Here is a 24,271-nt window from a genome sequence, read left to right on the forward strand (position 1 = left end):
AATGTCGGGTGGTCTTTTTGGGCAATATATGATCAAATCCTCACCCCATAAATGGGGATCGCCTCTACTGGAAATTGACCTATTGGCTCTGTCTGATCAATAAATAAATATAGCTTGATTTATACTTCCATATCAAATATAATTATATATAATAATATATTTAGGAGGTAATTATGAGAAGATTACTAGCGATTGCTCTTAGCGTTTTGCTACTTGTATCAATGGTACCAAGCGTGAAGGCAGAGGGAGATATGGCAGGGGCTGTAAAGAGTTTTCAGCCATTTAAATTGGACGGGGAGTCTGTTGAAATTGGCGGTTATTTGATCAATCAAAATAACTATTACAAGCTCAGAGACTTGGCTGCGATTTTATCTGGCACAAAGAGTCAGTTCAATGTTACTTTTAACAAGGAAAAGAAACAGATTGAACTTGAACTTGGAAAGCCTTATGAAAAGTTGGAAACAGACTTGCAAGCGATGAAACACGACAAGACTGAGGCCAAGATGCTTACAAATAATATTTTGGTGGACGGCGAGGAAGTTATGTTAAAGGCTGCCCTAATCGACCAAAATAACTATGTTAAGCTCCGTGATTTGGCTGATGTTGTTGGTTTTTCTGTAGGTTATAACAAGGAAACCCAAGATATTTTGCTAAACACTGGCATTAGCGCAGAAGATTCTAAAGAAAAAACTGAGGAAAAAACTGAAGACAAGAAAACTGAAGACAAGAAAGCTGACAATGCTGAAGGTAAGTCTTTCTATGAAAGATATGGCCAAAGCATCAAGGAAATAAATGCAAGCCAAGAAGAAATTGAAGCTTACATTAATGATCCTGATAGAAACACTCAAGACTTTATTATATATATAATAGAGGGAAAGACTTTTTATAAATTTAATCGAGCAGATGACAGCAGATTATTTTATTTAAGTGATATTAATTACGAATTTACAAAAGACGCTTTTAAAAATGCTTATAGACAAACTAAAGAATTTGAAGCCCTAGAAGGGGTGCCTGAATTCTACACAGAACGTCCTTACCCAGAATATCCGATTTATTTTATTAAAAAAGACAGGATAAAGGATGACAAGATTTATTTAAATAGCATTTTTGATGCAATTAAATTTACTATGTACAATGATCGTACAAAGAAAGCGTATACTGACTATAGTGATAATGCATTTGGAGTTGTAAAAGTTGTAGATCTTTCGGCAGATGAAAATTCTTACAAAAATTATCCAGAGGAAGATTTTGAAAAGACTGTATTTGGTTTTGTTCCACTCAATACTTCCAAAGTTGTGAATGGAAAAGTTAGCAATATCTCTTTAGCAGAGGGCCTAACGATTTCAAAGAAAGATCTTGATGGTCTTGAAATGCTCATGTTTAAAGAATTGTTTGGTTATCAAGCCACTTACTATGTAGTTTTTATTTAAGCTGCTATTAAACGGGGGATATATTTCCCCGTTTTTTATTGCTTATAAGTCTTCTTTTCTTGCCATGAGTTTCAAAAAGTGTTATAATGGAGTAAAGAATAGGAGGATATTCATGTACGATTTTGAGACAGTAGTTGATAGAAGGGCCCAAGGTTCTAAGAAGTGGCTCATTATGAAGGATTTGAAGGCTGATGTTTCTGACGACGTTATGCCTTTTTCAGTTGCAGATATGGAATTTAAAACTGCTCCAGCACTTGTGGAGGGTTTGAAGGCTTATTTGGATGAAATGGTTTTGGGCTATACTGTGGGCAATGAAGCTTACTATAATGCCGTTAAATCATGGATGAAGAGGCACCACGATTTTGAAGTTGAAAGCGATTGGATTGTCAATTTCCAAGCTATTGTTAGCGCAATCTATACAGCTATTGAAGAATTTACTGAGCCTGGCGATGGGATTATCGTTATGCCACCAGTTTATTATCCATTCTTTATGGTTATTGAAGCTTTGGGCAGGAAGATTGTCGAATGTCCTTTGATTAAAAAAGATAATACTTATGAGATTGATTTTGATCTCTTTGAAGAACTCATTGCCAAACCAGAAAACAAGGCTCTGCTCTTCTGCTCGCCTCACAATCCTGTTAGCAGGGTTTGGAAGCGTGAGGAGCTCCAAAGATTGGCTGATGGTATTATAAAAAATGACAAGCTTCTATTTGCTGATGAAATTCACAATGATTTGATTATGCCTGGCCACAAGCACACAGTTTTCCAAACTCTTTCTGATGACTTGGCAGATAGGGCCATTACTTTTACATCTGCATCCAAGACTTTTAATGTTGCAGGTATGGACCTTTGCACAGTTTTTGTTAAGAATCCTGAAATGAGGGAAAGGTATGTGAACAGGGCTGCTTGCACATCTAGGCTAAGTCCAACAGCACTGGGTTACAAGACAGTTGAAATTTGCTATGACAAGTGTGAAGACTGGTACCAAGAAATGATGAAAAAGATTGAAGAAAACAGCAAATATATCAGGGACTACATGGCTAAAAACCATCCTGAAATTAAAATTGCTGACCACCAAGGAACTTATCTCTTGTGGTTGGATTTCAATGCTCTTGGCATGGACCATGAGGCTCTTGAAAAGCACATGATAAAGCACGATGTATTTTTAGATGAAGGCTATATCTTTGGCAAGGGTGGCCACGGTTTTGAAAGAATTAACCTGGCATCACCAACCAGATTTATCGAAGACCTTTGTAAGAAAATTACCGCCGCAATCGAAGATGCAAAATAAATTTATAATTTAAACTGGAGGACTCCTCCAGTTTTTTTATTGGCTTTTGATGTGATTTTAAAATAATTTTTAAACTTGAAAGTTATGGGCGCGGAGTTTTGAAAAAATAATTATATTTTATTTTAAGGAATTAAAGGCAGGGCGATTTAGAAAAATAATTGCATTTTATTTTAAGAAGTTAAAGGCTGGGAGTTTTGAAGAAATAATTGTATTTTAATTTGAAAGTTAGAGGCCTTGAGTTTTGAAAAAATTTTTTGAATTAAAAATATTTTACAAGAAAAAAATTTACCAATAAAATTCCACGCAAATCCTTGACAGATGGCTTTTTATGTGGTATTATTAGTAGGTAATCTTCCGCACGGAACAGGTTTTTAAGTGCTTATTTTTAGGCCACCTTAGACGGCGAGACTAAATCACAATGGAGGTGGATTATGTACGCAATTATTGAAACTGGTGGAAAGCAATACCAAGTCAAAGAAGGCGATGTGCTACACGTTGAAAAACTAGGCGCAGGCGAAGGCGAAATGGTAGTTTTCGACAAGGTTCTATTAGCTTCTGGTGATGATGGGGCGATTAAAGTTGGTAAGCCATATGTTGAGGGCGCAAGCGTAAGTGCGAAAGTTCTTAAGAATGGTAAGGCTAAAAAAGTTATCGTTTTCAAATACAAAGCTAAAAAGAACTATCGCAAGAAAAAAGGCCACAGACAACCTTTCACAAGAGTACAAATTGAAAGCTTGGCTATCTAATGATAGTCGTAACTCTTTTTAAGAATGAAAAGGGTTTTTACGGATTTAGGTCACAGGGTCATGCAGATTATAATGACTACGGCAAGGACATTGTATGTGCGGCTGTGAGTATTCTCACCCACACTGTCTACAGGTCGGCCATAGTTAATTGCCATCTTAAGAAGGGCGATTATACTGAAAAAATGATCGAGGACGATGACGAGAGTCTGATGGAATTTATTTCCAAGGTCCAAAGTGACGACTTAGATCTGATTATGAAAACTCTATTAGAAGGGGTTAAGAGTCTGGTGGAAAGCTATGGGCAATTTGTCCGATTAGAAATGGAGGAATAGAATGTTTAAATTAAATCTTCAATTATTTGCTTCTAAAAAGGGAGCTGCATCTTCTAAAAACGGTAGAGATTCTATTGCTAAGCGCTTGGGAACAAAACGCGGCGATGGCCAAATTGTTACAGCTGGTAACATCCTTGTTCGTCAAAGAGGAACAAAGATTCACGCTGGCAACAATGTTGGTAGAGGATCCGACGACACGCTATTTGCTAAGATTGATGGCGTTGTAAAATTTGAAAAGAAAAGTAAGAAGAGAACACAAGTAAGCGTTTATCCAAGAGAAATCGCTTAAGAATCAGCTTGACCTAGGTCAAGCTTTTTTTGTAAGTAGGTGATTATTATGTTTGATAAGGTTAGACTACAATTAAAAGCGGGCAAGGGCGGTGACGGACATATTGGTTGGAGACGCGAGAAATATGAGCCTAAAGGCGGCCCGCACGGTGGCGATGGTGGCAAGGGCGGCGATATTATATTGGTCGCAACTGACAATTTAAATTCGCTCATCGATTATAGATTTAAAACAAAATTTAAGGCAGAAAACGGCGAGAACGGCATGAATAATCTGAAAAAAGGCAAGGATGGCCAAGATCTTTATCTCAAGGTTCCCGTGGGCACTGTGGTCAAGCAAGTTGGCAAAGACGGCATCCTCTACGACTTCAAGGAAGTTGGTGAGGAGTTTGTAATTGTAAAAGGCGGCAGAGGCGGCAGGGGCAACTGGCATTTTAGAACTGCTACTCGTCAGGCACCGACCTTTATGGAGCCGGGCGCACGCGGTCAAGAGATTGAAATCGACTTGGAATTAAAATTAATTGCAGACGTGGGCTTTGTGGGTTTTCCAAATGTGGGAAAATCCAGTCTCCTCTCAATTATTTCTGCAGCAAAGCCAAAGATTGCCAATTATCATTTCACAACACTTGAGCCAAATCTGGGCGTAGTTTTTGTGGAAGAGGGCAGGTCTTATGTGGCCTGTGATATACCGGGCATCATCGAAGGGGCGTCTGGCGGAGCAGGACTCGGCTTAAAGTTTTTGAGGCACGTTGAAAGAGTCAGACTCCTTTGCCATGTAATTGACGCATCGGGCTCAGAGGGCCGCGATCCAATCGAAGACTATGAGATTTTAAGGCGGGAGATGAAAGACTATTCAGAAAAACTCAGCCAAAAAGTCGAAGTCATTGCCCTAAACAAAACTGATTTGATGACTGAGGAAGAAATCCTTGAAGTTAAGAAAAAATTTGAAGAAAAAACCGGCGAAGAGGTCTTTGTAATTTCTGCTGCAAGCTTGCAGGGGGTAAAGGAATTAAAGTACGCCCTCTACAACAAGCTGCAAGAATTGCCTGCAGAGGCTGAAGTGGAAGAATTTGCTGAGGCCGAATTCGAAGAAAGACCAATCAAGGTCTGGAAGGAAGGCGACATATATTACATTACTGGCGACCATGTCGAATATTATTTCATGGGGACAGATTTTACAGAGCCAGACAGTGTAAGGCGTTTCCAAGATTTTTTAAGCCGGATTGGCATTATGGACCAGCTGCGTGAGCTGGGCATCAAGGACGGGGACATCGTCGACGTCTTTGGATATGAATTTGAACACATGGAGTAGACGAGTATGATTACAGCTAAAGAAAGAGCATTTTTAAAATCAAAGCTAAACACCCAAAAGCCAGCCATCCGCGTTGGCAAGGGTGGGATTAGCGACGAGCTAATCGAGGCTATTGATTTATATTTAAATAAAAATGAAATTATGAAGATACAATTATTGCAAAATACAGATGTCGACGCTTACGAGCTTTTTGACGAGCTAGAAGAAAAATTGGGCGTAGAATTTGTGCAAAAAATGGGAAACGTGCTTTCTATTTATAGGAAGTCCGACAAGAATATTTATTTATAATGAAAAAGTTTGGCACGATTATTTTTGGCGGAGCCTTTAATCCGCCAACAATTGCCCATGTTTTAAATGTAAAATATCTGGTCGACAGCCTGGAATTTGACGATTTTTTAGTTATGCCAACGGGCAATCCTCCCCACAAGGACCTGGAGTGCTTGGATGATGAGACTAGGTTAGAGCTGGCAAAGATCGTCTTTGGTGAAATCGACGGCGTGGAGGTCAGCGATTACGAGTTTAGGCAGGCTGGCGAGTCCTATACCTTTAAAACCCTGGAGCATTTTAAGAAGACTCATGAGGACTTGGCAATAGTTGTGGGTATGGATTCATTTTTGTCTCTGCCCCAGTGGAAAAATGCAGAGGAGATTTTAAAGCTGGCCAAGGTTATAGTTATGAAAAGGGGCGGCTACGAATTTAAGTCCCACGACTTGTACGAAAAATACAAGGACCGCTTTTATTTTGTGGATAATCCCATATTTGAAATGTCCTCGTCCTTTGTTCGAAAGAGATTAAAGGCGGGTGAAGACGTGAGATTTTACGTGACAGATAGGGCCTATGAGTTTTTAAAAGACATTGACTTTAAGGAGCTGTGCGGATGTACGAATTAGATAAGGTTTTAGAATTTTTAAAAGATAACCTGGACGACTTTCGCTACGGCCACTCGATTCGCGTAATGGAAACGGCGGTTGAACTTGCAAAAATTCACGGCGTCGACGAGAAAAAGGCTGAGATGGCAGGCATCCTCCACGACTCTGGCAAGTGGAAGTCTAGAGAAAAAACATTGCAAAAGGTCCAGGACTGGGGTATAATATTAAGTGAGGAGGAAAGGGCAGAGTACAATCTTGTCCACGGAGCCCTGTCCACTTATATAGCCAAAAATATTTTCGGCATAGAGGACGCAGATGTTTTAAATGCAATCAAAAACCACATCACTGGCCGACCAGCCATGTCTGATTTGGAAAAGATTGTCTACATTGCGGACATGATAGAACCTGCCAGAAATTATGAATTCATTGATGACTTTCGGGCCATGGCCAAGGTCGATTTGGACCGGGCCATGTATGAAATCCTAAATGAAAATCTGGCACACCTGATTAGAAACGACCGCTATATTGCTGGTAGCTCGCTTGAGGCAAGGAACTATTACTTAAAAATTACAAAACAAGGGGAGATAAAGTGAAAGATATAGAAAAGAAATTAGAAATTATTGAGAAGGCAATTGAAAACAAACTGGGTTATGATATTGAAATCATCGATATCAAAGAGCGTTCAAGCTTTGCTGACTACTTTGTAATTGCAGGTGCTGCCAACGTAAACCAGCTAAACAGTATTGCCGACAATGTATTATATGAAATGGAAAAGGCTGGTTACAGCTTAGAAAATCCCATGTCCAAAAAATCCAGCGAGTGGCTCTTGCTAGATTTTGGAGATATAATTGTTCACATCTTCGAGGTTACGGCACGCAAGTACTATGATCTTGAACGCTTGTGGAAGGAAACAGAAGAATAAGGAGGACATTATGAAAGTATTGAACACCGATAAGGCACCGGGCGCAGTTGGCCCATATGTACAAGGCATGGCCGCAGAAAAATTTGTATTTACCAGCGGACAACTCCCAATCGATCCAGCAAGTGGAGAACTCGTTTCAGATTGCATTAAAAAAGCAACCCGCACATCTCTAACCAACGTTTTGGAAATCGTTAAAACAGCAGGCGGAGACATAAAAAATATTATGAAAGTCAACATCTTTGTAAAAGATATGAACGACTTCGCAGCAGTTAACGAAGAATACGCAGAATTCTTTGGCGACCACAAACCAGCCAGATCATGCGTAGAAGTTGCTAGACTACCAAAGGATGCCAGAATCGAAATCGAAGCAATCGCATATCTAGGATAAAGATGAGTGCATGGAGAAATCCATGCATTTTTTGTGATTTGAAATGTAAGGGCGTGTTGACAATTTGAGGCGAGTTTTATATAATAAGAATGTTAAATAAAGGATAGTATTCCTTCGAACCCTCAACCGGAGTGAATCCGGTATCGGGCCCGAAATGGTCGGGATTAACCGCGACCGCTACACCGCAGAGCGATGTTCCGAATGAATACATTTATCATACGGGTATTGTTCAGCACATTTGTAGGGGCGACTTGCAGCCCTGCCCAAGAAACGAGCCTCGAAATTTCCTGTAGAGGCGATCCTTTATGGTCGCCAAGAAATTTCGAATAGGCGAAGTTGATTGGTGTGCAGGACTCACGCAACTTGTTGCCCAAGAAAACAAAATTTCTGTAGCGTCCGATTTATTTCGGACAAAAATTTTGTTTGATTGGTTGCAACAATCTGAGGAGAATGTGGCCCGAAAAACATTGATCGCATCTTGAATGCGTGAAATGTTTTTAATTATCAGAAACAATTCAATATTTATTATGCGGGTGTGGCGGAATTGGCATACGCGCACGGTTTGAAGCCCTAGCCCAAGAGGCGAACGCGAAGCGTGAAGACGATTGGCTAGCAGGTCTCATGTCAGAGATTCCCGAGAAACGAACGCGAATGCGTGATGGTGATCGGTGAATCTTACGGCCGAGTATACGACAAATAAGCAAAACAAAATATTTTATAAGCGGGTGTGGCGGAATTGGCATACGCGCACGGTTCAGGTCCGTGTTTTTGGGAGTTCGAGTCTCTTCACCCGTACCACAATTCAATTTGCGGTTAAAATTGCGAATTTTTGCAGTGTTCGACTTTTTGCTCATTCCGACGTACACTTGAGTACGCCTCATTCGTCAAAAAGTCTCAAGCTACAAAAATTCATCAATTTTTCCTCGCAAATTATTTCTAAAAGGGTGTCGGTCGCACTCTTTATTTTTTTATCATGAATTTGCGGTTAATTTCGTGATATTCTTATGAAAAACTAAAAAATAACGCGAAGCGTTGGTAGAGGCCGGTTTATTCCGGCCATATTTTTTAGTTCCTTCAGCCAAACCTACAAAAATTCAGCAATTTTCCGTCGCAAATTATCTCTTAAAGGGCGTAATGCTCTTTATTTTTTAAAAATTTCCTCGCAAATTATTTTTTAAAGGTTTTGATTAATCTTTATTTTTTTGTCCTTATAGATTTTAAGATTTCACCGGCCTTGGTCTATATTTATTTGGCAAAATATGGTAAAATTAAACTAGGTGAATTATGAAGCTTACAAGATTTGATTTATTTATTATTATTGGTTTTTTAATTTTATCTGGCCTTGGGATTTTTTTCATGCCAAAGAAACAGGGTTCCAAGGTTGTGGTAAAGGTGGATGGCCAGGTTTTATATACTAAGTCTTTTTCGAATGAGACAATTGAGAAAAAAATTGAGACGGCTTATGGCTACAATCTTTTGGAGATTGGGCCCGACTATGTCCAAGTCCTCTCCGCTTCTTGCCCAAACAAGCTTGACGTTAAGCAGGGTAAGATAAATAGGGTTGGCGAGAGTATTATTTGCCTACCCAACCACTTGCTGGTGACTATTGAGGGCGAGGTCGATGAAAATTATCCGGATGTGATTGTAAAATGAGGGTTAAAGATATTACTTTGATTGGAACTTTGGCGATTTTAGCTGCCATGGTTTCCTTTGTAGAAATTATTATAACGCCCATCGTGCCCATACCAGGTATGAGATTGGGCCTATCAAACGTGGTCTTGCTGGTCGCACTTATCCACATGCCTGTGTCCAAGGCCATGCTGGTGGCGGCTTTAAAATCGGTTTTAGTCGCAATTTTTTCGGGTTCACCGACTTCATTTATTTATTCTTTCCCATCGGGTCTGGCTGCAATTTTACTTATGAGCCTTGCTATGAAAATGCTTCCAAGGATTTCTTACGTGGGTGTAAGTGTGATTGGGGCTTTTATAAATAATTTAGTCCAGGTCTTTACCAGCTATCTGGTCCTATCTTCATTCGTGTATTTTTATTACCTGCCTTATATAACTTTGGTGGGGACTCTAATGGGGACTTTGATTGGCTTCATTATAAATGAGCTGGAGAGAAAAAATGTTTTGGATAGGTTTTTTGTATGAGGTTTAAAATGAAATTTACTGATTTTTCTGATATATTAAAAGAGGATGCCGAAAATTTAGATATAGAAATTACAAAGGACGATTCCCTCCTGCCCAGGGAGAAACTTTTGGAAAACGGGGTCCAAGACCTGCGTGATGAAGAGCTTCTGGCGATTTTAATTGGTACGGGCTCTCAAAAGCATTCTGTTTTTGACCTGGCAAATATGCTCTATGAGATGAATGGGCGGTCTCTTAGAAAGGTCGTCTCCATGAGTCAAAAGGACCTGGCCAAGATCAGGGGGATTGGCCCTGCAAAATTGGCGACTCTAATGGCTAGCTTTGAATTATCCAAACGCGTCTACCAAGAGGAAATCAAGGTGGACATTGAGCGTTTTGTCACGACCAAAAGAGTCGGCTCATATCTGGTAAGTAAGCTTTCCCACTACAATGAAGAGCACTTTTTTGTCTTGCTTTTAAATAACAAGAACGAAGAGATTGATTCTTTGATTAGGAAGGACCAAGAGCTTTTTAAACTCTCATCCGAGGAGGCATTTGGAGAATTTTTTAAGGAAGAAAAGGTCTACAAATATATTGGCGAAGATGAAATTTCCAAGGGAACTGTAAATCAGACTATAGCTATGCCGCGCGAGGTTTTTAGGAAGGCTATTGACCTGGGGGCTAGCTCGATTATTTTGGCCCACAACCATCCCTCAGGCGATGTCCGCCCGTCCATGGACGACATCAATTTGACTAGGCGGATGGCGGATGCCGGCAAGATCTTAGGCATTAATGTGCTCGACCACTTTGTGGTGGGCCACAATTCTTATTATTCTTTTAAAGAAAATGGTGATATGTAAGTGAATTTTTCAAATAGAAATTATAAAAAATTAATAATTTGGCTGATATTTTTGGCCCTTATTGGGATTACTATTGCTGGTCCCAAGCTGGTTAAGTCCAATTCCAAAGTTTTAAATTTGATGGGTAAGGCCATCAGTCCTGTCAGCAATTTTTTTAGGGACGCTGGCCTAAAGATAAATGGCGGTGCCAAAAAACTTTTTAAGACCCAAGATACCGAAGAAGTTGACAAGCTCCGCATCAAGATTGCCGTTTTGGAAGAGGAAAACCGCAAGCTCTACTCGACTATTGTAAAGAGCGAGGCCATCAAACGTGAATACGAACTCTTGGAGACTACAAATCGCGACCTGGTCCCCGTAAAAATTGTGGCAAGGGCGCCTGGCAATTGGTTTGACCTTTTTAAAATAAACAAGGGGTCTCATCAAGGTTTGAAATTAAACGACACGATTGTAGTTGCCGCTGGTGAAGAGGGCGATGCAATCGAGGGTTTGGTTGGCAAAATTTCTGAAATCGGCTACGACTATGCAAATGTTACGACTATTAATAGCGAAAAAAATAAGGTTGCCATAAAGAATATGCGGTCAGGCGATGGCGGCATTATTACGGGCATGAAAAACGGCCTCCTTGAGGGCTACATGTACGACCGGAATTCAGATATAATTGTGGGAGACACCATACTCACTTCGGGCATGGGCGAGGTTTACAAGGAAGGCGTTATGGTTGGCGTGGTCGACCGGGTCGAAACTGACGAAAGCAATTTAAAGAAAAATATTTACATCAAACCGGCTGTTGACACCCGCAATATTACCAAGGTTTTTGTGGTGAACTAATGTATTTTGTATTAATTTTTGCCCTTACACTTATACTGCAAATTGGATTTTTGCCGGGCCTTTTCCCGACGATTGCAATTCCGGAATTATTTTTGCCCCTCATAATCGCCATAGCCATTATGTGCGAGAGAAAAGAGGCCTGCATATTTGCCCTGGTGGCTGGTCTGGTCTTGGATTTTTATTTTATCAAGGGCTTTGGTGCAAGGACCTTACTTTTCTTTGCCCTAGCGTATTTTTTGTCCGGCTTTGCAGAGACCTTTACAAGCAGGTCGGTCTTTGTAGTTTTAACTCTGACCTTACTTGCAGGGACACTTTACCAATTTTTGTATTTTTTAATTATAAATGCTGTTGGCGAGGGTTTGGAATTTCAAGTCCTCTTAAACTCAATCTTCTCTTTGGAGATTCCAATCATGATGATATATTCTATTTTTGCAAGTAGATTTATCAAGCTATATCTTGTCAGAAGGTGATTTTTTTGAAGTCTAAAAACAAGGCAAACGTAAAAAATAGGTTGGACCTAGTACTTATTGTAGTTCTGGGTTTATTTGCCCTGCTCCTTGCCAGGATGTTTTATCTGACCATAATTAAGGGCGATGAGATGAGGGAAGTCGCCGACCAAAGACGGATTAGGAAGGTCTACACAACTGCTCCCAGAGGGGAGATCAGGGACGTCCACGGCCGACTTTTGGCAGGCAATATCCCGGCCTTTACTGTTCAAATTCAAAAGGACAGACTCTTAAATGAAAGGGACAAGGAAAAGCGCAATGAAAATCTCTTGAAGCTGATCAGGTATTTGGAAGAGGACGGGGCCTTTTACCAAGGCGAATTTCCTATGGATTTAAATGTCTACATCTACAAGAATCCAGACAAGTATCTGACGACTGACATGAGTCCAACTGAATATATGATTTCCCTCTTTGAAAATGAAGATATCTTAAGGGAATTTATAAATGGCAAGATGGACCTGAAAAAATATCCGGGCCACTACAAATTTTCCGTTAAAGACAGGGCCCTAAATGCCGTTAAGGCCAAGTATGTTGACCTGCCTGTTACAATTGAAGACGGAAACTTTGTCGCAAATGAGCTCAGGCTTAAAAACTTTTTGATGGAAAAGGGTTTTGACGAAAATTTAAGCCCTGATGATTTGATGATTAATATTATTAAATCCGATACAAATATTATGAGAAAAATTATGAACCATCCGATTGCTAGGGCTATTTTATTTCAAATAGCAAGTGACCACAAACAGCTGGGCGATATTCGCATGCTGTCAATTGCCATAAAGAGCGAAATTGAAGGCTACGAAAATCGGGTAAAATTTGTGAACGCTTACGATGGTTTGGATATAAATTCCACTGCTGAGGAAGTTTATCTATACTTGGCCAGGAACTTTGCCCTGGAAGGTATACTCAAAAAGACCTACAAGGACGGCGATCTAATTCCAGGTGAAATGCTTTTGAAAAAATCTAGGAGCCAGGGGAAAAATGAAAATATAGATATTTACATTAGCCAGGATAAAAAATCAGTCTTTTATCGCTTTATTAATGATGTCAAGGGCGATCCCCTAAAGACCTTGATCGGGTCTCTAACTCCTGCTGACCTGGACAGCTTTTTATTGGAAGAGGATATTAGAAATGTCGTGCAGGCTGAACTTTTGAGCCAAGGCATAAACCCAAGGATTTCTGTGGCCAATGAAATTAAATTCACATCGGAGATTGACACCGAAAATTTATACGGCAGATTTTTCAAAAAATCTGAAATGAAAGACGGTCTTCCATCAGTTGAAGACTTGTTTGAAAGGGCCAAGGACTCCTACAAGATTCCAGAGGAGATTTCCAATTACGAGGCCAAGGCTATTTTAAATATTTACGAGCTGACTTATCTCCAAGGCGAAAGCGCTTATAAGCCCATCAACTTGTCTTACGGTATAAAAGATCAGACCGTTGCCAAGATTGAAGAAAACATTGACGAAGATGTAGGCGTCCTTATAAGTGTCGAGCCTATTAGATATTATCCGCAGGGGACTACCCTGGCCCATATACTTGGTTACATGGGCAAGATTTCTTCCAAGGCCGAGATTGAAAAGTACGTTAATGAAGGCGGCTACGACAAGAATGAGTTTATAGGAAAAACTGGGGTTGAAGAATATTTTGAAAATTATTTGCACGGGACCAATGGGGAAAAAATGGTCGAGGTCGACTATATTGGAAACACCATTGACGTTTTAAATGTGACTGGGGCCAAGCCGGGCAACACCCTTTACTTGACCATTGATAGCAAGTTGCAAAAAATGGCCGAGGATTATTTGAAGAGGACCTTGGAGCTCACGCGGACCCAAGGCGTCTGGCAGAGCAAGTGGGGTGACTATCAAATGGACGGGACCCTTGATAAGACCAGGCCCTTTATCCACGCCAACGCAGGTGCTGTTGTAGTTATGAATGCAAAGACCGGCGAGGTGGTGGCAAGTGCCTCATATCCTGCTTACGATCCCAATTTGTTTTCAACTGGAATTTCAGAAACGGATTGGAAGGCTCTTCACCCTAAGGATGAAAACGATCCTCTGGCCGCTCGTCCACTTTTAAATATTGCAACGGGGACAGCTGTTCAACCGGGTTCTGTATTTAAAATGATAACTGGTTTTGCAGGCCTGCAAAATGGCCTAGACCCTTTTGAAAGAATTTACGACGGCGGTTATGTAGAAATTGGTGACACCAAGTTTAACTGCTTGGCCTGGACTTTGTCGCACGCTAGCCACGGAGATGTGGACCTGGCTCACGCCATCGAGCACTCCTGCAACTATTATTTTTATTCATTAGCCTTGGGCGTCAACCAAAGGTTAAACAATAAGCCTTTGTCAGCCAGGATTGACATTGACGACATTAGAGAAGCTGGCAAGACTTTCGGTTTAAATGAGCCGACGGGTATTGAAATAAATATTCCCCGCGAGGCTGTGGGTGAGGTTATAGAACCTGAGAAAAAAGTCCGAACAATTAAATTTTATCTGAGGAAGTTTTTGGAAGAAAATATAGAAGACTTCCTTGAAGATGAAAAAACCGCAGACGAAATAGAAGAAGATATTAAAAATATTGCCAACTGGGCCGAAGAGGGCAGGAGCCTAACCAAGGGCGAAATTGTAAATAGGCTTGATCAGATGGGTTATATTTCAGAAAAAACTGTGCCTGGCCAAAAGATTCCTCTGGCTGATAGGATCAAATACGATTACATCAACCAGGCCGAATGGTCACTGGCAGATACCATCAACGTAACCATTGGTCAGGGGGCAAGTTCGCTTACGACCATGCAGATGGCCAAGTATGTTTCGACTTTGGTAAACGGCGGCATCAAAAACAAGGCCACCCTTTTGAATTCGGTCAAGACCGATGACGGTCTCAAAGATGTTTACAGGCCGACCAGGGAAGGCGAAAAAATAGATATTAAAAATCCTGCGGGCTACAAGGAACTCATGCACGGCATGGAACTTGTAAGTAGGTCTGGTACATCGAGAAGGCTCTTCCAAAATTTTCCTGTAAGCACGGGATCAAAAACAGGGACCGCCGAGCGCGAGGGGACAAATCCGACGACAGGACTCGAGTACGATGATTTCGCTTGGTTTGTATCCTATGCACCGGCTGACGACCCTGAAGTCGTAGTCGCATCCATCCTATTCCAAGGGGGCACTGGTTCAAATGCAGGACCTATGGCCAGAGATTTGATGGCAGAATACCTTGGTATGAACAGGGAAGAAGTCAAAGACTCCATGCCATTTGAAAACAGGTTGGTGGAATAATGTATTTTAAAATCGAAGATGACAAAGAAAAAATAATCTACACAATTATATACGACGACAAAGTTCGTCGTATTTTTGTAGAGAATAATAAGGAAATTCAAGTTGGATCCATAGTCCACGCCAGGGTAAAAAGCGTGGATGCCAACCGCAATTTTTCCTTTATACAATTAGACGGCGAGGACGGTTTTTACAATGCGGCCGACCTAAAGGCGGGCGAGGATTATTTTTTCAATGTCCGCAAAAAACCATCGGGCGAAAAGGGCTACAAGCTGGATAGGAACATTAAAATAAAAATAAAAGGTGCAATCGGCTTTCCACTTGGAAAAGAATTTTATAATAATCCCATGGAAAAAATCACAGGCTTCCCTGTAAAATCAAAAGCTGATGACCCAGATTTGGCCAGAGAGCTCAAGTCGACATGGGAGGGAATTTTAAAAGAACAATCACGACTCCCGATACCAAAAATCGTCTACAGGGAAGCGAGCGAAAGCGAAAAATATATTGAAAAGTACCAGGAGGACTTGGGCGATCACGCGGCCATGCTAAGGGCTATGGCTAATACGCCTGAGCTTACGGGAAGAATTATAGAGTGTGAAGAAGGTAGCTTAATCATAGACAGTAAGGACCACTTTACCTTTGTGGACTTTAACACAGACGACTACTCCAAGTCCTACAATCGCGACCTCAACCACTTGGATTTAAATGAAAAACTTTTGATTGAGGCCATTAGGATTTTGACTTTAAGAAATATCGAAGGCATGATTTTGATCGATATCTTGAAGCTCAAGGACTATGGAGACTTTGTAAAAAAAGCAAAAAATATTTTAAAAACTCAGGGCTATTATTTTCACGACATAACCAAGCTTGAACTAATGGAGATTACTCGAAGAAAGACAGGCCGAAAATACATTGACCAGGATATAATAAATAAAATAATGGGAATATAAATTCACAGGGGCCCGCTAATTTATGGCGGGCTTTTTGCTTGAAATAAAAGAGCCTCTATTGTATAATAAAGCTATATATAGGAGGAATTATGAAGAACTTTTGGGAGTTAACGAAATTTGGAGTAAACAAATATTTTCGTTTTTCATATCAATATATTTTACTGGCAATAGTCGTGACTGTAATCTTGGTTTTCTTGGAACCAATACTTGCAGGTCTTTTGATTGTCACGCTTGCATTTTTAATTACTTATGACATCAGAGAACACGATACAAAAATAAAGGCCTTGGAATCTGAAAAGTCCAAGGAGACTGAAGAGTTTGAATCCGTGACTATGCACGCTATATTTCGCATGCCTTACCCACTTGTCATGACCGACAAGTCGGGGGTCATCACCTGGCAAAACTCGCCTTTTAGTGAAATTGTTGGGGAAATTGACAGGAATGCAAAATTAAACGAGCTAATTCCGGCTATCAACCTTAGCGAACTCGAAAAGGAACAAAAATCTTTTAATATATCTTACAAGGACAAGTATTATTTGGTGAGGAGCGACAAGGTTTTGGACCACGGCAAGGTCGACAGGTACATCGTTTACATGTTAGATGTGACCAAGAACCGTGAGCTTGAAAAAGCTTATAACCAAGACGCCCTTGCAGTTATGGTTGTCTTTGTGGACAATCTTGACGAGGCTAAAACTGGTGGAGACGAGGCCCTGAGGACAAAGATTTCTTCAACTGTGGACACGACTATCGTCGACTACTTTACCTCCCACAATGCGATTGTAAGAAAATATGATAACGACAAGTACTTGGTCATTGCAGACAGGGATTCCTTTAACAAGATCAAGGCCAAGAAATTTAATATCTTAGATACCATCCGTGAGTTGGAATTTGAAAACACAATTCCGCTTACGCTTTCAATTGGCGTTTGCGACCTGGGCGAAAATCCTAACGAGAAATTCGTCAAGGCCAGATCTGCCATCGATATCGCCCTGGGCCGTGGCGGTGACCAGGCTGTATGCGTGGGCGAAAACGGCTACGAATACTTTGGCGGCAAGACCAAGGCCGTGCAAAAGCACACCAAGGTCAAGGCCCGCGTGATCGGCTACGCCCTCAAGGAACTTATCGACCAAGCGGAAAATATTTATGTTTCTGGCCACAAAAATCCTGACATGGACGCCATTGGATCAGCTGTGGGCATCATGGCTATAGTTCAACTCAGAGGGAAAAACGCCAGATTAATTTTGGATGATGACACAGAAGCCGTCACCTCTATAATGGATCTTATGAAGGCAGAATCAGAGGCCATGTACGATTCTATTATAAGTCCTGACGAGGCCCTGCGGTCATTTAAAAAGGGCGATCTCTTGATTTTAACCGACCACCACAAGCCATCCTTATCGCCTAGCAAAGAGCTGAGCGAAAAGGCAGACAATATTGTAATTATCGACCACCACAGAAGGTCGGACGAATTTATAGACAATCCAGCCCTTGTTTACTTGGAGCCACACGCTTCATCTGCCAGTGAATTGGTTGCAGAAATTCTCCAATACATGATAGATGACAAAAAGCTATCTCATTTTGAATCTTCGGCTCTTATGGCGGGGATTATGCTGGATACCAAGAACTTTACAACTCAAACAGGCCTTAGGACTTTTGAAGCTGCAGGCCTCTTAACTCGTATGGGCGCAGACCCTGAAGAAGTCAAACTATTGTTTAGAGACGACTTTAAAACCTTCGTCAACAAGGCCAAGGCAGTTGAATCTGCGGAAATTTACAAGAATTACTTTGCAATTTCCATGACCAAAAACGAAGGCAACGAGGCGATTTTAACCGCAGCCCAAGCCAGCGACGACCTCTTAAAAATCGAGGGAGTCAAGGCCAGCTTTGTAATGGCAAAGATTGATAACATGGTTCACATAAGTGCCAGGTCCATGGGACAGGTTTCTGTCCAACTTATCATGGAGGCTCTGGGTGGTGGTGGCCACATAGCCCAAGCAGGTGCAAGGGTTGAGGGGACCATTGACGAAGTTAAAGAAAAAATTAAAAAGGCAATTGACGATTATATAAAGGAGGAAAAAGATGAAAGTAATACTAATTGAAGATGTTAAAAAAATTGGCAAGAAGGGTGAGATCAAGGAAGTTAAACCAGGTTATGCAAGAAACGCCCTCTTCCCACAAAACTTAGCCATCGAGGCAACTCCTGAAAATATGAAAGAATGGGAAGCTGAACAAGCCGAACTAAAGAGGCTTGACGCTGAAAATAAGGCCGAGGCCCAAGAAATGAAGAAGGCTTTGGAAAAGAAAAAAATAATTATCAAATGGAAGGGCGGGAGCTCAGGCAAATTATTTGGTTCTGTAAACAGTCCAGAAATTGCCGACGCCATTAAGGAAGAGCTTGGCCTTGACATAGATAGAAAGAAAATCGATTTAAAATCGCCAATCAAAGAGACAGGCGACTACGAAGTTACAGTTAAATTATACGGGGCAACAAATGCCAATGTAAAATTGGAGGTTGTAATCTAATGCAAGATTTTACTCTGCCGGAATCTTTGGATGCGGAGATTAATGTAATTGCAAATATGATAAATGACGCCGAGACCGTGGATGTGGCTCTGGAAATTATCAAGAGCGAAGAGGAATTTTACCACAAAAGAAACAAGCTCATGTACAAGGCCATTATGTCTTTGGCCAGTCGGGGCAAGTCCATAAACAGGGTTAGCATTGCTGAAGAGCTCAAGGCCATGGACGCTTTGGATATGGCTGGCGGCCCCCAATACATTGCTGAAGTTGGTTCTTCATACGTAACTGGGGCCAGGCAAAAGGACTTGGCGGAAATTGTCCACGAAAAATACCTCTTTAGGCGGCTGGCTGGCATTGCAGATGAAATAAAAGTTCAAGCTATTGAAGCCAAGGGCCAAGCCGTGGATACCATTGGTGCGGTCGAGGATATGATTTTGGATTTGGGTTTGAAATCAGGTGATGACGACCTCAAACACATAGGCGGCATATTACAAGAATCCAGCAAGGACCTTATGGATAGGGCCAAGCTAAAGGGAGCCTTGTCAGGACTTTCCACAGGCTTCAAAGACATTGACGATATGCTATCTGGCTTTCAAAAGAGCGATCTCATTTTGCTTGCGGCTAGACCTTCTATGGGTAAGACTGCACTTGGCGTGAACTTTGCGGTAAATGCTGCGCAAAATAAAAAGACGGTTGCCATTTTTTCTCTGGAAATGTCCAAGACCCAATTGGCCCTCAGAATTTATTCGCAGCTTACCAATATTTCTTTGACAAATCTTATCCAAGGGGATTTGAAGACCGATGATTGGAAACGAATTTCCAAGACCCTAGTCGATTTTTCTCAAAATAATTTATACATTGATGACATGAGTGGAACCAGCGTTCAAGATATGCGGGCCAAACTCAGACGCCTTCAGCTAGAGCAAGGCCTAGACTTGGTTGTAATCGACTACTTGCAACTTATGGAAGCAGGCGGTCAAACTGAAAACAGGACCTTGGAAATTTCGAAAATTTCTCGTGGCCTCAAGGCCATGGCCAAGGAACTCGACGTGCCAGTCATTGCCCTCTCGCAATTGTCACGGGCTCCAGAGCAAAGGACTAACCATAGGCCGATTCTTTCCGACCTTCGTGAATCAGGGGCTATCGAACAAGACGCAGACGTCGTTTTGTTCTTGTATCGCGACGAATACTACAATCCCGATTCAGAGGACCGGGGCATTGGCGAAGTTATAATTGCCAAGCACAGAAACGGACCAACGGGTACAGTTAAACTCGTCTACAAGGGCGAAAATACCAAATTTTTACCAATGTCAAAGGTGGAAGCACCAGCTGATTTGTATCAATAATTTAGAATTTATTATGGTTGATTTAAATTTATACAAGGATCAGAGCTACGGGGACTTTACGGCAAAATTAATTCCAAATATAGATCGTGAAAAGATTTTGGGAATTAGGATGCCGGTCTTAAGAAAGCTTGCAAAAGAAATTTATAAAAATGAGGGGCTAGGTTTTTTAGAAAATCTGCCCCATTTTTATCATGAAGAAAATATGATCCACGGCCTACTTATAAATGAAATCAAGGACGGGGATTTGGCTAGGGAAAAACTCTTGGCCTTTGGTCCATATCTAGAAAATTGGGCCCAGACAGATGTTATAAAACCCAAAGCTTTTAAGAAGAATCCAACTATAGCAAGAGAAACTGCCAGAGAACTTATTAGTGAAGGAGGCGAATACCAAGTGCGGATGGGCGTAATTTTACTTATGAATTTGCAGGGGGAAAATTTTTTGCCATCCGATTTGGATCAAATAGTCCAGATAAAATCCGATTTTTATTATGTAAATATGGCTCGGGCTTGGTATATGGCTGAACTTTTGGTGAAAAATTTTGACCCGGCCTATGAGGCTTTAGAAAATAAAGTTTTAGACGGGTGGACGCAGAACAAAGCCATACAGAAGGCGAGAGAAAGTTATAGAATCCCTTCTCAAATAAAAGAACAACTGTTAGAATTTAGGGTCTAAATTGCGATATTCTCGTGAAAAAATTTTTTAGTCCTCGATGTACGCTCTAGTACACCTGCGTCCTAAAAAATTTGTTTCACTTCGAATCTCATCGATTTATCCTCCTAAATTTAGTGCCATGTTATGTATGGAGGGGAAATATTAATTTGATAATTTCCGTTCGAAAAAGAAATAACTTGTGTTACTTAATAATTTTTACATTCTCACAAAACAAAAAAGCCCCTGGAGGCTTTTTTTAATGAATAAATTAAATTTGGATTTCCTTGACCATAATTTCTGGCTTGTATTTGACTCCGAACAAAACTTTTTTATTATTAAAATCAAAGTATTCGAAGCGGAAGTCCTTGACCAGGTACTTGGTTGGGCTGGTCATATCAAGGTCAAAGAGCTGGCGGACCTCGGCCTTGTCCAAAAGCTCGTGATAGACTGGCAAGGCAAGTGGCTGGGGATTTAAAAAGGCAGGTGGATTTTTGCGGTTGTTGGAAATAAAATCCAGCCTCAATAGCTCTTTGATAAATTCTATGTCAGGTCTGCCTGATAAAAATTCGTAAAAATACTCATAAAGAGAGTCGCGGGAGTGGCCGATCTCCGTGTAGCCGTGGTCTTCCCAAAAGATGCTCATGGCCTCAAAGAAATCAAAGGGCTTGTAGTCTTTAATTACATATTCAAGGGTGTGGGCGAAGTAATCTTCATTTGAAAATTTTTCGACCAGGTCTTCGATAACCTTGATCCTCTTAAGCTCAAGGGCGGAAATATATTTGGTTTCCAAGACCTCGTAAGGGGCATAGGTCGTAAATTTTATCCCGTGTTCGGCCGCCTGGGCCTTTATTTTTGAACCGCGGAGGACTTTTAAAAAGCCTAGCTGAAATTTTTCAGCACCAAGCGAGTAAATATAATTGAAAGACTCTTTGAAGGACTTGTAGTCTTCGTAGGGTAGGCCTGCGATTTGGTCCACGTGCTGGTGGATGTTATTGAAAGAACGAATTTTTTGGACTACGTATTTTAACCTGTCTAAATCGGCCCGCCTTTCAATGGCCTCCAGGGTTTTTGGATTGGACGATTGAACGCCGACTTCAAATTGAAAGAGACCCTTGGGCAGGGTGGATAAAAATTCCAAAAAGTTATCGGAAATTAGGTGGGCCATAAGCTCCATGTGAAAGACCATGTCGGTCTTGACATTGTCCCTGATAAAGGTCATCATTTCAATGCTTTCGCGCTCGTTGGCGTTAAAGGTCCTGTCGACCAGCTTGACGATTTTGGCGCCCGAATCCATGATGTAAAGAAGGTCCGACTTGATTCGCTCGGTCGAAAAATATCTGACCCCCTTGATGGTCGATGACATGCAAAAAGTGCACTTAAATGGACAGCCCCGGCTCATCTCGTAGTAGATTATTTTGCCAGGTGGGCACTTGATATCTACAAAGGGACTTGGGATAATGTCTAAATCTTTTATAAGAGGTTTGGGCGGATTGTGGAAAATATTTTCGCCTTCCCTATAAGAAATTCCTAAAACATTTTTTAAATCTCTTTTATTTTCCAAAACTTCTAGTAAATCGGGCACAGTGAGCTCACCTTCGTCTCTGATTATTATATCCAGGCCAGGATTTTCTTTAAAATGAGTTTCGATTTCAAAATTGGATTCGATCCCGCCCCAGCCGATGATGGCATCGGTCACCTGAGATAAATCGGAAGTGAGTTTGGAAATGTAATCGATATTCCATATGTAGGTGGAAAATAAAATCACCTGGGCCTCTCTCTTTAAAATTTCCCCGTAGACGAAATTTAGATTTTGATTTATATTAAATTCTAGTTTTTCCACATCAAAATTCCCGCACATGCCGTAGATATAATCGACAGCCAGGGCGGTGTGGATGTATTTTGAATTGACTCCAACTAAAAGTACTTTCATGTAATCACCTTGATATATGTTTTTAAAATGTCTTTAAACAAGAAAAATAAACGTAATTTGAAATTAAAAGTAGGCGGCCGTAAAAAATGAAAAGTAAAACGCAATTTAAAATTAAAAATAAGCGGCCTCTAAATAAGAAAAATAAAATGCTCTTTAAAATTAAAATCCTGCGGACTTTCAATATGAAAAATAAAATGCAATTTACAATTATAATCGTGAGGGCTTGAGAAATGTAAAATAAAATTCAATTTTTAATTAAAGTTGATCGGCCTTAAAAAATGAAATAAAAAATCTTCTTAGCCTTTATTTATCATTTAAAATAGCGTGGATGACGACATCATGATACTTATCATTTTTAAAATAAAAGTCCTTGAGGACGCCCTCCACTTCCATGCCGGCCTTGTCCATTACCCGGCCGCTGGCAATATTTTCCGCCAGGTGCCTGCCTTCGACCCGGTGAATTTCACACTCATCGAAGAGATATGATATAAAGGCCGTGAGGCTTTCGCTAGCGTAGCCCCGATTTTGATAGGCAGGCGAAATAATATAGCCGACCTCACAGCGTTTGCCGGCTCCGTCCTCTGTTTTATCAATCTTTGCATGAATGGTCCCGATCATCTTCTTGTCGGACTTGTGGACTATGGCAAAGAGGGGCCTGTCCTCGGATTTTTCTATCATATTTTGGATAACGCGTAATGTCTCCTCGATTCTGGTGTGAGGAGTCCAAGACCCATAGAGGGCGAGCCTGGGATCAGATGCGTACTCAAACATGTCCCTAGCATCAAAATAAGATATGGGCCGTAAAATCAAATTATTGGTTTCGATTTTCATTTGCCGGCCGTCCTTATATGATAAAAATATAGCTGCTGGGCCAGACCTGCCAAATTGCCGTAGGCCTTTGTCCCCGCGTTTGCCATCTTGACCCTGTTTTTTTCCTGGTAAAAGCGTTCCAGGAAAACTTTTTCCATCCAGGTATCTAGGGGAAAGACGTCACGTTTGCCCATACCAAAGAGCAGAATGCAGTCAGCAACCTTTGGGCCAACGCCAGATAGGGTCAGGAGTTCTGCGTGGGCAGACCTGGTGTCGAGCTTAAGAGTTTGGGCTAAAAAGTCTGGGTTATTGGTCAAAAAATCTGCTGTATTTTTGATATACTTGTCTCTGTAGCCGGCCCCCATTTCCCGCAGGTCTTCGACCGATAATTTATTTATTTGGTCGGCCCGGGGAAAGGAATAATATTCGCCAAAGCTGTCCATGAGCTTGTCTCCAACGGATTCTCTTAGGGAATTAATAATTTTTTTGATCCGCTTGATATTGTTGTTTTGACTTATAATAAAAGAAAAAACAATCTCTTCCAAGTCTTGGTTTAAAAGTCTAATGCCGTCTGAGTATTCCAATACGTCACTGGGAAAGCCCATGTCTTCCAAGAGCTGAAAGTCCCTCTGATAATCGTAGTCGTAGTCCAGGTAATGTAAAAAAATAGCCGGATCGTGGTCGGATTTTATTATAAGCGTATCCTCGTCCTCTTCCAGATAGGCCCGCTTGTTTAAAGTCTGAATTATAAAACCCTTTTTGTGAGGGTAATACATAAAGACCTGGCCACTTTCCATAATGTCGTAGAGATTAAAGTGGTCGGGCAATTTATATTTATAAGTTTTTAAGTCCTTCATCTTGGTCGCTCCTTAAAAAAATCTATGTCC

General features: G+C 41.0%; 25 protein-coding genes, 1 tRNA gene and 1 other annotated feature. Of the genes, 23 read left to right on the forward strand and 3 right to left on the reverse strand.

What is annotated here, in order from left to right; genetic code table 11:
- Nucleotides 1-173: 173 nt before the first annotated feature.
- The 23 genes from AC6FXG_RS04030 (at nt 174) to AC6FXG_RS04140 (ending at nt 20,665) form a co-directional block, all read left to right on the forward strand.
- Nucleotides 174-1,430 (forward strand): hypothetical protein, encoded by a 1,257-nt coding sequence (locus tag AC6FXG_RS04030; RefSeq protein WP_075574107.1) that lies wholly within the window; start codon nt 174-176, stop codon nt 1,428-1,430.
- A 112-nt stretch (nt 1,431-1,542) separates the two neighbouring features.
- Nucleotides 1,543-2,721, forward strand: coding sequence for a MalY/PatB family protein (locus tag AC6FXG_RS04035; RefSeq protein WP_500571665.1), 1,179 nt, complete (start codon nt 1,543-1,545; stop codon nt 2,719-2,721).
- Nucleotides 2,722-3,066: 345 nt separating this feature from the next.
- Nucleotides 3,067-3,141 (forward strand) — a sequence feature (ribosomal protein L21 leader region).
- Nucleotides 3,142-3,152: 11 nt separating this feature from the next.
- On the forward strand, nt 3,153-3,467 hold the full coding sequence (gene rplU / locus AC6FXG_RS04040) for a 50S ribosomal protein L21 (RefSeq protein ID WP_075574105.1): 315 nt from the start codon (nt 3,153-3,155) through the stop codon (nt 3,465-3,467).
- A complete protein-coding gene (locus AC6FXG_RS04045) occupies nt 3,467-3,799 on the forward strand; it encodes a ribosomal-processing cysteine protease Prp (RefSeq protein WP_500571666.1) in 333 nt (110 codons plus the stop codon). The genes rplU and AC6FXG_RS04045 overlap by 1 nt, the downstream gene beginning before the upstream one ends.
- A 1-nt stretch (nt 3,800) precedes the next feature.
- Entirely contained in the window at nt 3,801-4,088 is a 288-nt protein-coding gene (rpmA, locus tag AC6FXG_RS04050) for a 50S ribosomal protein L27 (RefSeq protein WP_075574103.1), read from the forward strand.
- Nucleotides 4,089-4,133: 45 nt separating this feature from the next.
- Nucleotides 4,134-5,396 (forward strand): GTPase ObgE, encoded by a 1,263-nt coding sequence (obgE, locus tag AC6FXG_RS04055; protein ID WP_407920186.1) that lies wholly within the window; start codon nt 4,134-4,136, stop codon nt 5,394-5,396.
- 6 nt (nt 5,397-5,402) lie between these two features.
- Nucleotides 5,403-5,684 carry a YhbY family RNA-binding protein gene (locus AC6FXG_RS04060; protein WP_500571667.1) on the forward strand — a complete coding sequence of 94 codons (282 nt, stop codon included), beginning with the start codon at nt 5,403-5,405 and terminating at the stop codon, nt 5,682-5,684.
- Nucleotides 5,684-6,286, forward strand: coding sequence for a nicotinate (nicotinamide) nucleotide adenylyltransferase (gene nadD, locus AC6FXG_RS04065; RefSeq protein ID WP_500571668.1), 603 nt, complete (start codon nt 5,684-5,686; stop codon nt 6,284-6,286). Before AC6FXG_RS04060 ends, nadD begins: the two co-directional genes overlap by 1 nt.
- Entirely contained in the window at nt 6,274-6,858 is a 585-nt protein-coding gene (gene yqeK / locus AC6FXG_RS04070; RefSeq protein ID WP_500571669.1) for a bis(5'-nucleosyl)-tetraphosphatase (symmetrical) YqeK, read from the forward strand. Before nadD ends, yqeK begins: the two co-directional genes overlap by 13 nt.
- On the forward strand, nt 6,855-7,187 hold the full coding sequence (gene rsfS, locus AC6FXG_RS04075; RefSeq protein ID WP_245870529.1) for a ribosome silencing factor: 333 nt from the start codon (nt 6,855-6,857) through the stop codon (nt 7,185-7,187). Before yqeK ends, rsfS begins: the two co-directional genes overlap by 4 nt.
- Before the next feature lie 10 nt (nt 7,188-7,197).
- Nucleotides 7,198-7,575 carry a RidA family protein gene (locus tag AC6FXG_RS04080; protein WP_075574098.1) on the forward strand — a complete coding sequence of 126 codons (378 nt, stop codon included), beginning with the start codon at nt 7,198-7,200 and terminating at the stop codon, nt 7,573-7,575.
- 721 nt (nt 7,576-8,296) lie between these two features.
- A tRNA-Leu gene (locus tag AC6FXG_RS04085) sits at nt 8,297-8,373 on the forward strand.
- A 486-nt stretch (nt 8,374-8,859) separates the two neighbouring features.
- Nucleotides 8,860-9,228, forward strand: a complete 369-nt coding sequence (locus AC6FXG_RS04090; RefSeq protein WP_500571670.1) for a NusG domain II-containing protein — start codon at nt 8,860-8,862, stop codon at nt 9,226-9,228.
- Entirely contained in the window at nt 9,225-9,728 is a 504-nt protein-coding gene (locus tag AC6FXG_RS04095) for a Gx transporter family protein (protein ID WP_500571671.1), read from the forward strand. Before AC6FXG_RS04090 ends, AC6FXG_RS04095 begins: the two co-directional genes overlap by 4 nt.
- Nucleotides 9,729-9,736: 8 nt before the next feature.
- On the forward strand, nt 9,737-10,564 hold the full coding sequence (locus AC6FXG_RS04100; RefSeq protein ID WP_169922805.1) for a JAB domain-containing protein: 828 nt from the start codon (nt 9,737-9,739) through the stop codon (nt 10,562-10,564).
- Entirely contained in the window at nt 10,565-11,392 is an 828-nt protein-coding gene (gene mreC / locus AC6FXG_RS04105) for a rod shape-determining protein MreC (protein WP_075574094.1), read from the forward strand.
- The gene (gene mreD, locus AC6FXG_RS04110; RefSeq protein ID WP_500571672.1) at nt 11,392-11,862 is read left to right on the forward strand and encodes a rod shape-determining protein MreD; all 471 of its coding nucleotides are present in this window, start codon (nt 11,392-11,394) and stop codon (nt 11,860-11,862) included. The genes mreC and mreD overlap by 1 nt, the downstream gene beginning before the upstream one ends.
- 5 nt (nt 11,863-11,867) lie before the next feature.
- Nucleotides 11,868-15,179, forward strand: coding sequence for a penicillin-binding transpeptidase domain-containing protein (locus AC6FXG_RS04115; RefSeq protein ID WP_500571673.1), 3,312 nt, complete (start codon nt 11,868-11,870; stop codon nt 15,177-15,179).
- Entirely contained in the window at nt 15,179-16,126 is a 948-nt protein-coding gene (locus tag AC6FXG_RS04120) for a ribonuclease E/G (RefSeq protein WP_500571674.1), read from the forward strand. Before AC6FXG_RS04115 ends, AC6FXG_RS04120 begins: the two co-directional genes overlap by 1 nt.
- Nucleotides 16,127-16,215: 89 nt before the next feature.
- Nucleotides 16,216-18,225 carry a DHH family phosphoesterase gene (locus AC6FXG_RS04125; RefSeq protein ID WP_500571675.1) on the forward strand — a complete coding sequence of 670 codons (2,010 nt, stop codon included), beginning with the start codon at nt 16,216-16,218 and terminating at the stop codon, nt 18,223-18,225.
- A complete protein-coding gene (rplI, locus tag AC6FXG_RS04130) occupies nt 18,206-18,649 on the forward strand; it encodes a 50S ribosomal protein L9 (protein WP_075574090.1) in 444 nt (147 codons plus the stop codon). The genes AC6FXG_RS04125 and rplI overlap by 20 nt, the downstream gene beginning before the upstream one ends.
- Nucleotides 18,649-19,992, forward strand: a complete 1,344-nt coding sequence (dnaB, locus tag AC6FXG_RS04135) for a replicative DNA helicase (RefSeq protein WP_500571676.1) — start codon at nt 18,649-18,651, stop codon at nt 19,990-19,992. The genes rplI and dnaB overlap by 1 nt, the downstream gene beginning before the upstream one ends.
- Before the next feature lie 13 nt (nt 19,993-20,005).
- On the forward strand, nt 20,006-20,665 hold the full coding sequence (locus AC6FXG_RS04140) for a DNA alkylation repair protein (RefSeq protein WP_500571677.1): 660 nt from the start codon (nt 20,006-20,008) through the stop codon (nt 20,663-20,665).
- 247 nt (nt 20,666-20,912) lie between these two features.
- Here the strand turns inward: AC6FXG_RS04140 and AC6FXG_RS04145 are convergent, their stop codons facing one another.
- From AC6FXG_RS04145 to AC6FXG_RS04155, 3 genes are all read right to left on the reverse strand, one after another.
- Entirely contained in the window at nt 20,913-22,574 is a 1,662-nt protein-coding gene (locus AC6FXG_RS04145; protein ID WP_500571678.1) for a B12-binding domain-containing radical SAM protein, read from the reverse strand.
- 303 nt (nt 22,575-22,877) lie between these two features.
- Complete coding sequence (locus tag AC6FXG_RS04150; RefSeq protein WP_500571679.1) at nt 22,878-23,405, reverse strand: GNAT family N-acetyltransferase; 528 nt, start codon at nt 23,403-23,405, stop codon at nt 22,878-22,880.
- The gene (locus tag AC6FXG_RS04155) at nt 23,402-24,241 is read right to left on the reverse strand and encodes a DNA-3-methyladenine glycosylase family protein (protein ID WP_500571680.1); all 840 of its coding nucleotides are present in this window, start codon (nt 24,239-24,241) and stop codon (nt 23,402-23,404) included. Before AC6FXG_RS04155 ends, AC6FXG_RS04150 begins: the two co-directional genes overlap by 4 nt.
- Nucleotides 24,242-24,271: the final 30 nt, after the last annotated feature.

The organism is Ezakiella massiliensis (assembly GCF_059862345.1).